The organism is Allobosea sp., from assembly GCF_017308015.1.
GTDB lineage: Bacteria > Pseudomonadota > Alphaproteobacteria > Rhizobiales > Beijerinckiaceae > Allobosea.
On the sequence record NZ_JAFKFW010000013.1, the window covers coordinates 51835 to 64851 of the forward strand.

12 protein-coding genes are annotated in these 13017 nt (G+C 65.6%); 6 read left to right on the plus strand and 6 right to left on the minus strand.

Annotated elements, in window-relative coordinates:
• Positions 1-164: 164 nt before the first annotated feature.
• The 6 genes from J0I42_RS12520 (at position 165) to J0I42_RS12545 (ending at position 7865) form a co-directional block, all read left to right on the plus strand.
• Positions 165-707 carry a c-type cytochrome gene (locus tag J0I42_RS12520; RefSeq protein ID WP_291655172.1) on the plus strand — a complete coding sequence of 181 codons (543 nt, stop codon included), beginning with the start codon at positions 165-167 and terminating at the stop codon, positions 705-707.
• A gap of 176 nt (positions 708-883) precedes the next feature.
• Positions 884-2752 carry an extracellular solute-binding protein gene (locus J0I42_RS12525; RefSeq protein ID WP_291655173.1) on the plus strand — a complete coding sequence of 623 codons (1869 nt, stop codon included), beginning with the start codon at positions 884-886 and terminating at the stop codon, positions 2750-2752.
• A 7-nt stretch (positions 2753-2759) separates the two neighbouring features.
• Entirely contained in the window at positions 2760-3845 is a 1086-nt protein-coding gene (locus J0I42_RS12530; RefSeq protein ID WP_291655174.1) for a microcin C ABC transporter permease YejB, read from the plus strand.
• Between the two features lie 2 nt (positions 3846-3847).
• The gene (locus J0I42_RS12535; protein WP_291655176.1) at positions 3848-5020 is read left to right on the plus strand and encodes an ABC transporter permease; all 1173 of its coding nucleotides are present in this window, start codon (positions 3848-3850) and stop codon (positions 5018-5020) included.
• Entirely contained in the window at positions 5017-6645 is a 1629-nt protein-coding gene (locus J0I42_RS12540) for an ABC transporter ATP-binding protein (RefSeq protein ID WP_291655177.1), read from the plus strand. The genes J0I42_RS12535 and J0I42_RS12540 overlap by 4 nt, the downstream gene beginning before the upstream one ends.
• A gap of 2 nt (positions 6646-6647) precedes the next feature.
• Positions 6648-7865, plus strand: a complete 1218-nt coding sequence (locus J0I42_RS12545) for a phosphopentomutase (protein ID WP_291655178.1) — start codon at positions 6648-6650, stop codon at positions 7863-7865.
• 5 nt (positions 7866-7870) lie between these two features.
• On the opposite strand, the gene J0I42_RS12550 is transcribed toward J0I42_RS12545, so the two are convergent.
• From J0I42_RS12550 to J0I42_RS12575, 6 genes are all read right to left on the minus strand, one after another.
• Complete coding sequence (locus J0I42_RS12550) at positions 7871-9328, minus strand: methyl-accepting chemotaxis protein (protein WP_291655179.1); 1458 nt, start codon at positions 9326-9328, stop codon at positions 7871-7873.
• A complete protein-coding gene (locus tag J0I42_RS12555) occupies positions 9325-9651 on the minus strand; it encodes a hypothetical protein (RefSeq protein WP_291655180.1) in 327 nt (108 codons plus the stop codon). Before J0I42_RS12555 ends, J0I42_RS12550 begins: the two co-directional genes overlap by 4 nt.
• Positions 9652-10173: 522 nt before the next feature.
• Positions 10174-10578: an arsenate-mycothiol transferase ArsC gene (locus tag J0I42_RS12560; RefSeq protein WP_291655259.1), complete on the minus strand. Its 405-nt coding sequence runs from the start codon at positions 10576-10578 to the stop codon at positions 10174-10176.
• A gap of 41 nt (positions 10579-10619) precedes the next feature.
• A complete protein-coding gene (locus J0I42_RS12565; protein ID WP_291655181.1) occupies positions 10620-11108 on the minus strand; it encodes a UPF0262 family protein in 489 nt (162 codons plus the stop codon).
• A 103-nt stretch (positions 11109-11211) separates the two neighbouring features.
• The gene (gene hisD / locus J0I42_RS12570) at positions 11212-12504 is read right to left on the minus strand and encodes a histidinol dehydrogenase (RefSeq protein ID WP_291655183.1); all 1293 of its coding nucleotides are present in this window, start codon (positions 12502-12504) and stop codon (positions 11212-11214) included.
• A 40-nt stretch (positions 12505-12544) separates the two neighbouring features.
• Positions 12545-12991 (minus strand): DUF2948 family protein, encoded by a 447-nt coding sequence (locus tag J0I42_RS12575; protein ID WP_291655184.1) that lies wholly within the window; start codon positions 12989-12991, stop codon positions 12545-12547.
• Positions 12992-13017 lie beyond the last annotated feature (26 nt).

Genomic DNA, 13017 nt, shown 5'->3' on the forward strand with positions numbered 1-13017 from the left:
CCGGTGGCGGCAAAAAGTCTCAAACGGTGCGTGCTTATACGAGTTGCAATGAAGCGCGCAAAGCGGTTAAGCAACGGCGGAAGCTGGAGCCTTTCAAGACTCCGGCCAAGCGCTATCTCGTCTCCCGGGCCTCGGCCGCGGAGGGCACCCAGGGTTCGGATACGATGAACATCGAAGCCAACAAGATCGCCGGCGCGGTTCTCTCGACGCTGCTTGTCGTGATGGGTCTCAGCATGACGGCCGGTATCGTCTTCGCGCCGCAGAAGCCGGCAGTGCCGGGCTTCGACCTGCCAAGCGAGGAACCGGCCGCCGGCGGCGCCACGGCCGCCGCGCCCGCAGCCGAGGAGCCGATCGCGGTGCGCCTCGCCAAGGCCGACCCCGCCAAGGGCGAAAAGGCGACGGCCGCCTGCAAGGCCTGCCACACGTTCGAGAAGGGCGGCGCCAACAAGGTGGGTCCGCATCTCTTCGACGTCTACGGCCGCAACGAGGGCTCGGTCGCCGGCTTCGGTTACTCGGCCGCGATGAAGGGCCGCAACGACAAGACCTGGGATGCCGACGCGCTCGATCATTTCCTGAAGAACCCGAAGGCCTATGTGCCCGGTACGATCATGGCCTTTGCCGGCATCGCCAAGCCCGAGACCCGCGCCGATGTCGTGGCCTACCTGAACACGCTGGCCGACGCGCCGAAGCCCCTGCCGAAGCCCTGAGGCAGAGACGAGCGGCCTATCCACGATCACGAAGCCGGGCTTTGCCCGGCTTTTTCATTTCTCCGTCTTGCTCCCGCCCTGCGCAGCCCCGCACAATCCGCCTCCTGCCAGCCATTGCCGTAGCCTTCCGCGCAGGCGACACAGGACAACGGCGAATCAGACGGAGACGCGAAACGATGGCGATGCGCATCACACGCCGCAGATTGCTGGAAGCAGCAGGAGCCGCGACCGCCGCGGGCGCCCTGCCCCAGCTTCCCGGAACAGCGCTGGCGCAGGATGTCGAATCGCACGGGCTCTCGACCTTCGGCGAGCTCGCCCTGCCGCCTGACTTTCCACATTTCGCCTATGTGAACCCCAAGGCGCCGAAGGGCGGTTCCATCACCGTCCAGATCAAGCGCGGCGGCGGGAACCAGAGCTTCGATACCTTCAACACGCTCAACACCTATGTGCTGCAAGGCGACGGCGCGGCTGGTATGGATGCCTGCTTCGACAGCCTGATGGCCGGCTCCGGCGACGAGCCGGGCTCCGCCTACGGCCTGCTGGCGAAGAGCGTCGCGGTCTCCGCGGACAAGCTGACCTATCGCTTTCGCCTGCGACCCGAAGCCAAATTCCATGACGGTTCGCGGGTGACGGCCCGCGACGTCGCCTTCTCGATGAACATCCTCAAGGCGAAGGGTCATCCATCCTATCGCCTGCTGCTCAACGAACTCGTCTCAGCGGAAGCGGAGGGCGACGACATCTTCGTCGCGAAATTCTCGCCGAAGCGCGGGCGCGACCTGCATCTCGTCGTCGCCGGCCTGCCGGTCTTCTCGGAAAAGTACTGGTCGACGCGGGACTTCACAGCCTCGACGCTGGAGCCGCCGCTGGGCTCCGGCGCCTACAAGGTTGGGCGCCTCGAACAGGGCCGGTTCATCGAGTTCGAGCGCGTGCCGGACTACTGGGCGAAAGACCTGCCGGTGAATATCGGCACCAATAATTTCGACCGGATGCGCTGGGAGTATTTCCGCGACCGGCAGGTGGCGTTCGAAGCCTTCAAGGGCGGCGCCATCACCTTCCAGGAGGAATTCACCTCGCGCATCTGGGCGACGGGCTACGATTTCCCGGCCGTGCAGGAGGGCAAGGTCAAGAAGGAGACCCTGCCGAAGACCGAGCCGGTCGGTTCGCAGGGCTGGGTCTACAATACAAGGCGCGAGAAATTCGCCGATCCGCGCATCCGCGAGGCACTGGGCCTGGCCTTCGATTTCGAGTGGACGCGCAAGAACATCATGTTCGGCTCGTTCGAGCGTATGACGTCCTATTTCGAAAATTCGGATTCGAAGGCGGTCGGCAAGCCTTCACCTGAAGAACTGAAGCTGCTGGAACCCTGGCGCGGCAAGGTCCCCGACGAGGTCTTCGGCGAGCCCTTCCTGCCGCCGGTCTCGGACGGTTCCGGCAGCGACCGCAACCTGCTGCGCAAGGCCGACGAAATGCTGCGCGCTGCCGGCTGCAAGCGCGACGGCAATGTCATGAAACTGCCGAACGGCCAGCCCTTCGAGATCGAGTTCCTCGACTCCAACCCCGCTTTGCAGCCGCACACGCAGCCCTTCCAGGCCAATCTCAAGCGGCTCGGCATCAACGCCACCTCGCGCCTCGTCGACCCCGCGCAGTATCAGCGCCGCCTCGACGAATTCGATTTCGACATCATCAGCCGGGCGCTCTCGGGCGGATCGATCCCGAGCGACACGCTGAGTATCGTCTATGGTTCGGAAGCGGCGAAGACCAGGGGCTCGCGCAATGTCGGCGGCATCAGCCACCCGGCCATCGACGCGATGATCCAATCCATCGGCCAGGCCAAGACCTATGCCGACTGCATCGTCGCCGCGAAATGCCTCGACCGCCTGCTGCGCGCCGGGCGCTACTGGATTCCGATGTGGTGGAACGACGAGGAATGGCTGGCCTACTGGGACATGTACGACCGGCCGGCGACCAAGCCGAAATACTCGTCCGGCGCGCCGGGCATCTGGTGGTACGACGCCGAGAAGGCCAAGCGGATCGGAAAGGCGTGAGCGAGGCATGCTGAGCTATATCGCCCGGCGCCTCGCGCTGATGGTGCCGACCCTGTTCGGCATCCTGCTCGTCTCCTTCGTCATCGTGCAGTTCGCGCCGGGCGGACCGGTCGAGCGCGTGATCTCGCAGCTCCAGAACCCCAATAGCGGCGCGGCCGACCGCGTCGGCGGCGGCCAGGGTGGCGATGCCGGCGCGCAGGGCGATGGTGCCGCCTATCGTGGCGCGCAGGGGCTCGACCCCGCCTTCATCAAGGAGCTTGAGAAGCAGTTCGGCTTCGACAAGCCGGCGCATGAGCGCTTCCTGAAGATGCTCGGCGACTATGCGCGCTTCGATTTCGGCCGCTCCTATTTCCGCGACGCGCCGGTGCTCCAGCTCATCAAGGAGAAGCTGCCGGTCTCGATCACGCTCGGCCTGTGGATGACGCTGATCTCCTACGCGATCTCGATCCCGCTCGGCATCCGCAAGGCGATGAAGGAGGGTTCGCGCTTCGACACCTGGACAAGCGCCGTCGTCATCGTCGGCTACGCCATCCCGAGCTTCCTGTTCGCGATCCTGCTGATCGTGCTCTTCGCCGGCGGCTCGTTCTGGCAGATCTTTCCGCTGCGCGGCCTGACCTCCGACAACTGGGCCGATCTCAGCCTGTTCGGCAAGGCGAAGGACTATCTCTGGCATATCGCCCTGCCGGTGTTGGCCATGGCGCTTGGCGCCTTCGCCACCTCGACGCTGCTGACCAAGAACTCCTTCCTCGACGAGATCCGCAAGCAATACGTCCTGACCGCCCGGATGAAGGGCTTAAGCGAGCGGCGCGTGCTCTACGGCCATGTCTTCCGAAACGCGATGCTGATCGTCATCGCCGGCTTTCCCGGCGCCTTCGTCCATGCGCTCTTCGCGGGATCGCTCCTGATCGAGACGATCTTCTCGCTGGACGGGCTCGGCCTCCTCTCCTTCGAGGCGATCGTCAATCGCGACTATCCGGTCGTCTTCGCCAATCTCTTCATCTTCTCGCTGATCGGCCTTGTCGTGCACCTGATCACCGACCTGACCTATAGCTGGGTCGATCCCCGCATCGATTTCGAGAGCCGGGAGGCGTGAGCATGGACACGCTGATCGACGCCCCGCCGCCGGCCCTGCGCAGCGATATTCCGCTCGCGCCGGCTGAAGCCAAGCAGGGCTGGCTCAAGCTCTCGCCGATCAACCGGCGCCGGTTCAACAACTTCAAGGCCAACAAGCGCGGCTGGTGGTCGCTCTGGCTCTTCCTCGCGCTGTTCATGCTGACCCTCTTCGCCGAGTTCATCGCCAACGACCGGCCGCTCGTCGTGCGCTACAAGGACGAGTGGCTGTTCCCGGTCGCCGTGAACTATCCGGAGGAGAAGTTCGGCGGCTTCCTCGCCACGACCGATTATCGCGACCCGGTCATCGCCAAGGAGATCGCGGCCAACGGCTTCGCGATCTGGCCGCCGATCCGCTATTCCTACCGCACCCATAATCTCGACCTGCCGGTGCCGGCCCCCGCCCCGCCGACCTGGCTGCTCAAGGACGAACAGTGCAGGGCGATCGCGGAGCGTACGGGCGGTGCGACCTGCCGCGACCTCGAATGGAACTGGCTCGGCACCGACGACCAGGGCCGCGACGTGGTCGCGCGCCTGATCTACGGCTTCCGCATCTCCGTGCTGTTCGGGCTGATCCTCTGTGCCTTCTCCTCGGTGATCGGCATCGCGGCCGGCGCCATCCAGGGTTATTTCGGTGGCTGGACCGACCTGATCTTCCAGCGCCTCATCGAGATCTGGACCTCGATTCCCGCGCTCTACCTGCTGATCATCGTCGCGGCGATCATCACGCCGGGCTTCTTCGTGCTGCTCGGCATCCTCCTGCTGTTCTCCTGGGTGGCGCTGGTCGGCGTCGTGCGCGCCGAGTTCCTGCGGGCCCGCAATTTCGAATATGTCCGCGCGGCCCGCGCGCTCGGCCTCTCCAACCGCACCATCATGGTCAGGCACCTGCTGCCCAACGCGATGGTGGCGACGCTGACCTTCCTGCCCTTCATCCTCAACGGCTCGATCACCACGCTGACCTCGCTCGACTTCCTCGGCTTCGGCCTGCCGCCGGGATCGCCTTCGCTCGGCGAATTGCTGGCGCAGGGCAAAGCGAACCTGCAGGCGCCCTGGCTCGGCCTATCCGGCTTCATCGTGATCGCATTGATGCTGTCGCTGCTGATCTTCATCGGCGAGGCCGTGCGCGACGCCTTCGACCCGCGGAAGACCTTCGCATGACCGCGCCCCTCCTTTCCGTCGAAGACCTCTCCGTCGCCTTCCGCCAAGGCGGGCGGGAGACGCTCGCGGTCGACCGCGTCTCCTTCTCGATCGCCAAGGGCGAGACCCTGGCGCTCGTCGGCGAATCCGGTTCCGGCAAATCGGTCTCGGCGCTGTCGATCCTGAAACTGCTGAACTATCCGGCGGCGCATCACCCTTCCGGCAAGATCCTGTTCAACGGGCAGGACCTGATCGCGGCCGACGAGGACGCGATGCGCAAGGTGCGCGGCAACGACATCACCATGGTGTTCCAGGAGCCGATGACCTCGCTCAACCCGCTCCACACGATCGAGCGACAGATCGGCGAGATCCTCGAGCTGCACAAGGGCCTGCGCGGCGAGAAGGCGCGAGCCCGCACGCTGGAACTGCTCGACCTCGTCGGCATCCGCGACGCGAAGAGCCGACTCGATGCCTATCCGCACCAGCTCTCGGGCGGCCAGCGCCAGCGCGTGATGATCGCGATGGCGCTCGCCAACGAGCCCGAATTGCTGGTCGCGGACGAGCCGACCACCGCGCTCGACGTCACCGTGCAGGCGCAGATCCTGAAGCTGCTGAAGGAGCTGCAGGGCCGACTCGGCATGGCGATGCTGTTCATCACCCATGACCTCGGCATCGTCCGGCGCATCGCAGACCGGGTCTGCGTGATGCTGAAGGGCAAGATCGTCGAGCACGGTCCCGTCGCCGAGATCTTCGGCAACCCGCAGCACGACTACACCAAGCGCCTGCTCGCAGCGGAACCGAAGGGCCGCCCCTCCCCTGTCCCGGCTGACGCTGCGACGCTGCTGGAGGCCGGGCCGGTCAAGGTCTGGTTCCCGATCAAGTCCGGCCTGCTGCGCCGTACGACTAGTCATGTGAAGGCCGTCGACGGCATCTCGGTCAAGGTCCGCGAGGGCGAGACGCTCGGCGTCGTCGGCGAATCCGGCTCGGGCAAGACCACGCTCGGCCTCGCCATCCTCAGGCTGACCGCCTCGGAAGGGCCGATCGTCTTCCTGGGTGACCGGATCGACGGGCTCTCCAGCAAGCAGGTGCGGCCGAAGCGCAAGGACCTGCAGGTCGTCTTCCAGGACCCCTATGGCTCGCTCTCGCCTCGCATGTCGGTGGCCGAGATCGTGGCCGAAGGGCTCGCCATCCAGCAGCCGGACCTGAGCTATCAGCAACGCCGCGCGATCGTGGCGCAGGCACTGGTCGACGTCGGCCTGGACCCCGCGGCGATGGATCGCTACCCGCACGAGTTCTCCGGCGGCCAGCGCCAGCGGATCGCGATCGCGCGAGCGATGGCGCTCAATCCGAAATTCGTCGTGCTGGACGAGCCGACCTCGGCGCTCGACATGTCCGTGCAGGCGCAGATCGTCGAATTGCTGCGCGGGCTGCAAAGCAAGCGTAAGCTGGGCTATCTCTTCATCAGCCATGACCTGAAGGTGGTCAGGGCGCTGTCGCACCGGGTGGTGGTGATGCAGAACGGCAAGGTGGTCGAGGAAGGCCCGGCCGAGGCGATCTTCACATCGCCACGCGAGGCCTACACCCAGGCGCTGCTGGCGGCGGCGCTCAATCTCGATACCGCCAATGACAGCGCGGTGAGGAGCTGAGCATGGCGCGGGCGCTCCTGATCGTGCTGGACTCGGTCGGCTGCGGCGGAGCGGCCGATGCGGCCGCCTATGGCGATGCCGGCTCCGACACGCTCGGCCATATAGCCGAGGCTTGCGCCGATGGGCGCGGCGACCGCGAGGGTCTGCGTCGCGGGCCGCTGCAACTGCCGAACCTCGTGCGTCTTGGCCTCGCCCATGCCTGCGAAGCCTCGACCGGCCGGCGGCTGGCCGGCATAACGAAGCCCGCCAGCCCCGAAGGGCGCTGGGGCTATGGCGTCGAAATCAGCCAGGGCAAGGACACGCCTTCGGGCCATTGGGAGATCGCCGGCTGCCCGGTGCCGTTCCGGTGGGGCTATTTCACCGATCACGAGAATGCCTTCCCGCCCGAGCTGATCGCCGGCATCATCAAGGAAGGCGCCCTTCCCGGCATCCTCGGTAACAAGCACGCGTCAGGCATCGCGATCATCGACGAGCTCGGTCCTGAGCATATCCAGACGGGCAAGCCGATCTGCTATACCTCCGTCGATTCCGTGCTGCAGATCGCTGCGCATGAGGAGCATTTCGGGCTCGACCGGCTCTATGCGCTCTGCAAGACCGTGCGCGGGCTCGTCGATCCCCTACGGATCGGTCGCGTCATCGCGCGGCCCTTCGTCGGATCGCCGGAAGAAGGCTTCACCCGCACCGGCAACCGCAAGGATTTCGCCATTCCGCCGCCGGACGAGACGATCCTCGACCGCCTGACGGCGCAAGGACGCACGGTCGTCACCGTCGGCAAAATCGGCGACATCTTCGCCCATCGCGCCACCGGCACCGAGATCAAGCCCTACGGCAATGCGGCCATGCTCGATGCTACGCTTGAGGCCTGGGACAGCCTGCCGGATGGCGGTTTCTGCTTCGTCAATCTCGTCGATTTCGACACCGAGTTCGGCCACCGGCGCGATATCCCGGGCTACGCGGCGGCACTGGAGGCCTTCGACCGCCATCTACCCCATATCGAAGCGGCCTTGAGGCCGGGCGATATTGCCGTGGTCACCGCCGATCACGGCAACGATCCGAGCTGGCCCGGCAGCGACCATACGCGCGAGCATGTGCCGATCCTGGCCTTCGGCCCGGGCATCGGGGCAGAGCCGCTCGGGCGTCGTGGCAGCTTCGCCGATATCGCGGCGAGCCTCGGCAGTTTCCTCGGTATCGGGCCCGTCGGTCCCGGCCGCGCCTGGTAAAATTCTCAGGCCGTAGCGACCCGCCCGCAGAAGCTCGCGACCTCCTGACGGATGTCCTGCGCCTGCTGCGCGAGCGTGCTGGCGGCACTCTGCAATTGCTGGGCGGCGCCATGTGTCTGGCGGGTCATGACCTCGAAACCTCCGGCAACGTCGGCGCTGCGCTGCGCACCCTCGAAGGACAACCGGACCTGATGCGCGATCTCGGCGGTGGCGCGGCTCTGCTCGTCAACGGAGAGCGCGATTGCATCGGCTACGCTCTCCACCTCGCCGATTGCCACGACGATATCGCGGATCGCCTTGAGCGAGCGCTGCGACGCCTGCTGCATCGCACCGATCTGATGCGAGACCTCGTCGGTCGCCCTGGCGGTCTGGGCCGAGAGCGTCTTGACCTCGCTGGCAACGACCGCGAAGCCGCGGCCCATCTCGCCGGCGCGGGCCGCCTCGATCGTGGCGTTGAGCGCCAGCATGCTGGTCTGGGCGGCAATGCCACGGATGATCTCGACGACTGCGCCGACATTCTCGCTGCTCTGCGCGAGATGCTCGATCTCGGCGCTGGCGCGCCGCGCGAGCTCCGCCGCGGCCTTCGAGCCATCGGCAGATTGTCCGGCATTGCGGCCAATCTCGCTGATGGAGGCGACGAGCTCCGTACTGGCGGCCGAGAGATGGTCGATGCTGTCCATCGTGCCGGCTGCGGAATCGGAGACCATCGCGGTCTGGCGCCGGACATGATCGGAGGTCTCGGTCAGCGCCCCGGCCTCGGTCGTCATCGCCGCAGCGGAATTGTCGAGCACGGCCATCGCCTGCTCCATCTGCGAGCGGAAGCCGGCGACGACATCTCGCATCATCTCGGCACGCCGACCTAGCTCTTCGGCGAGATTGCGCTCCTTCTCACCGGCGATCCGTTCGCGCTCCGCCACTTCCTGCGCCCGCGCCAGATTCTGCTCGTTCACGGCGAACATGCGCTGCAACACCACGGCGAAGACCGCGAGAAACGCCGTCTCGATGACGACGATCACGGCATGAAGCAGCACGCGCAGCAGGCTGCCGCCCTGATAGAACACGGCCGCAGGCAGGACATATTGCAGCACGAGATGATGCGCAGCCGTGAGCACGGCACCCATCAGGATCGGCCGCCAGTCGCAGAAGCCGGCCAGCAGCGCCAACACCGCGAAATAATACATGTGGATGTCCGGCTGCCAGGAATGGCCGGCAAAGCTGAAAACCAGGATCGAGACCTGCCCGATCAGCACAGACGCGATGACGAGTTGAGTCACGATCGCGGGACCCGCCAGGCGATAAACCAGAACGGCGGCAATGACCGCCAGCGTCGCCATCAGCACCGGGACGATGCCTGAGGCCCCGTTGGCCCAGAAGGACAGTGCGAGCAACGGCAGATGAAGCAGCCCGAGCGCAAGCAGGGCCTGCGCGACCCGATGGCGCACTGCCGACAACGTCCAGATCATGACGATGCACCTGTTCGGCCGGGGCGGTCGAGACATCCGGCAAGGCCAGCCAGAACGACGGAGAACCACGCGCCTTGCGGCAGGGAAGGTGCTTGCCCGCTCAGCGTCGGGGCCACGACAACGACTGCACTCAAACGGCCGCTACGCAGGACGCGATGACCGGCTGCAAAGCTCAGCGCCACGGCTTCCGCGCCATCGGTCCAGGGCGGAAAGACGATCGCCACCGGCTCGGTGCCGTCGGCTGCCGCCGGCAGGCTCGCAAGGGCCCCGAAACTGACCAGCAGACAGACCAGTCCGACGAAGAGACCGCCGGCAGGGGACAAGCGTTCCGCGGGCGCCGCACCAGGTTCCGCTGGAGAAGTCGAAGGCATTGGCAGGGATCACTCGGGGCAACGGCGGCGTCCAGGCGAAGCAACCGTAGCTGCGTAAAATTTCGCTTAACCCGTTCGTTCGGACCGAGGGTCGACTGCTCGGCCCGCAAGCTGCGCATCATTCATGAACGAGAGAAAATTACAATCCTACGCTGCATTCAATTGCAATCCTACCGTTTGTCTCTCTCCGCAAAACTGAAGGATTTCACCGCTATAAGCGGCATTTTATACAATTGTTGATTTTTTTGATACATTTTACAAACAATCCGGCCCATAACCGCCTCAGCCGCAGGAGGCAATTTTTACAATTACTGATTGAATTTTTGCGATGGCGCAGCAAGGTGGATATCCCACGGCTTTCGCGATCTCAAGCCAGGAGGGCATGCAGTCTCAGGACAAGGCACCGGCCTGAAGCAGTTTCCGTTCCATCGCATTTTCTTCACGCGAACCGGATCCGTCTCCCTCGAATATGCTCTAACCCTGGAGCCGCTGCTTGATCCGCCTGGTCAGGCCGTCCCGGACATCACGATAGGCATCGAGTTTCTGCTCGCGCGAGCCCTGGAACACGGTGGGATCGACCGTCGGCCAGTATTCCACTTCGGCCGCATGGGTTCTTGTCAGGTCCAGAGCCTTATGGTGCGCTTCCGGCGAGAGCGTGATGATCAGGTCGAAATTGAGCCCTTCCCACTCCTCCAGTTCCTCGATCGATTTCGGCTTGTGGCGGCTCAGATCGATGCCGATCTCCTCCAGCACCGTCTGCGCGAAGCCGTCTGCCTCGCCTTTGCGAGCACCGGCCGACTGGACATAGACCGACTTGCCGAAAAAATGCTTGGCCAGGGCTTCCGCCATGGGCGAGCGCACAGCATTCATCGCGCACATGAAGAGCACGCTCTGCACCTTACGCGGCGGCTCCAAGCGCGTCAGCCCTTCCAGTGCAAGGCGTAGATCAGCGTGAAGAGGCGGCGCGCCGTGTCGAAATCGACCTCGACCTTATTGGCCAGCCGCTCCGCCAGGATACCGGCGGCCTCGTCATGCAGGCCGCGCCGCCCCATGTCGATCGCCTCGATCTGCGCCGGGGTCGAGGTCCTGATCGCCGCGTAATAGCTGTCGCAGACCAGTTCATAGTCCTTGATGATGCGCCGGAACGGGCTGAGCGAGAGATGATGCGTCACGACAGGCGCGCCATCCGCCGCCTTGATCTCAAAGACGAGGCGTCGCTCGACCATCGCGAGGTGCGCCAGATACGGCCCCCCGTCGTGCTCGGGGATGACGAAGCTGTTGCGCTCGATCAGATCGTAGATCGCGACGGCGCGCTCGTGCTCCTGATCGGGCGTGCCGCGGCCGAGGGAATTCTCGTCGAGGGTCAGGCCCACCAGGCGCTTGGTGGGGGCAGTCGAGACGTCGGACATCGCTCCTCCGGCCATGGCACCGTCTGTCGAACGGAGCCGGTATCACTAAGCCTTAGGGTATTGCTCTTGCGGAAAACCGGTTCCCGCTTTCTCGCGCGATACTCTAGAGATTCAACCTGATCGTCACGGATCGGCCGTGCGCCTGCAAGCCCTCGGCTTCGGCCAGTTGCGTGGCGGCGGAAGCGAGCACGCGCAGGCCCTCGGGGCCGCATTTCAGGAGCGAGGTCCGCTTCATGAAATCGCCGACGCCGAGACCCGACGAGAAGCGGGCCGAGCGAGCGGTCGGCAGGACGTGGTTGGGGCCGCCGACATAGTCGCCAATCGCTTCCGGCGTATGGCCGCCGAGGAAAATCGCGCCGGCATTGCGGATCAGCCCGGCGAGGCGGTCCGGATCGGCCGTCATGATCTCCAGATGTTCGGGCGCAAGCCTATCGACCAGCGGCACCGCGGCCTCAAGATCGGCAACGAGCAGGATCGCGCCGAATTCCCGCCAGCTCTTGCCGGCGATCTCCGCCCGCGGCAGCGTCGCGAGCTGAGTGGCCACCGCCTTCTCGACCTCGGCGGCGAGTGCTGCATCGTCCGTCATCAGGATCGATTGGGCGGAGACGTCATGCTCGGCCTGCGCCAGCAGGTCGGCGGCGATCCAGTCCGGATTGGCGCTGCGGTCGGCGATCACCAGCACTTCCGAGGGGCCGGCGATCATGTCGATGCCGACCTGGCCGAAGACGCGACGCTTGGCAGCGGCGACATAGGCATTGCCGGGGCCGACGATCTTGGCGACCGGTGCGATCGAAGCCGTACCATAGGCGAGCGCGGCGACGGCCTGCGCGCCGCCGATACGATAGACCTCGTCGACGCCGGCGAGCCGGGCGGCCGCGAGCACGAGCGGATTGGTCTCGCCGCGCGGCGTCGGCGCGACCATGACGATGCGCGGCACGCCGGCAACCTTGGCCGGAATAGCGTTCATCAGCACCGAGGAGGGATAGCTCGCCGTGCCGCCGGGCACATAGAGCCCGACCGCCTCGACCGCGCTCCAGCGCCAGCCGGCGCCGACACCGGCAGCGTCCTCGACCCAGGAATCGGTGGGCTTCTGGCGACGGTGATAGGTCTCGATGCGCTCGCGCGCCGTCTCCAGCGCCGCGAGCAACTCCGGCGAGCAGGCGGCGACGGCCGCGTCGATCTCGGCTTCCGAGACGCGCAGGGTCTGCGGCGTCAGGACGAGCGCGTCGAAGCGGGAGGTATAGTCGATCAGCGCCGCATCGCCCTTTTCGCGAACCTCGGCGATGATGTCGGCGGCGATGCGGTCGACCTCCTCCGAGACCTCGCGCTTGACGGAGAGCAGCGCCGCGAAGCCCGCGGCGAAGCCGGCATCCCTGTCGTCGAGCCTGATCGGCATCGCTTGTCCTTGGATATCGTCGGGAAAGGTGTTCGGAGGCTCAGGCGCCGTCGGGATGGCCAGGGGTCGCCACCGCTTCCCAGACCGGGCCGAGATCCTTCATCTGAGCCTCGATGCATTCGACCGAGAGACGGATCGCCGCCCCTTCCGAAAAATGCAGCGTCACATCGCCGGCCGGGTCCGCGCCCAGGTCGAAGGTGACGGCGAGAAGGTTCAGGACCTTGTCGGGGTCGTTCTTGTCGAGCTTGGCGCTGCGCACCGACTGGACGCGGTCGAAATGCAGCGCCGTCAGGCGGCGCCGGCGCTGGCCACGCTGGGCACCTTCCCAGTCGAAACGGCGCAGCGCCAGGGCGAAGCGCTTCTCGCGCGGGAGATAAACGAGGTCGGCCGCCTTCAGTACCGCATCCTGGAGATGGGCTGAGACGATCGCGAGATCATCGGCATCGAGCGCTATGAGCTTCAGCGGGTCGGCGGCTGCGTCTGACATGGCTTTGTTCTGACGAGCCGCCCCGA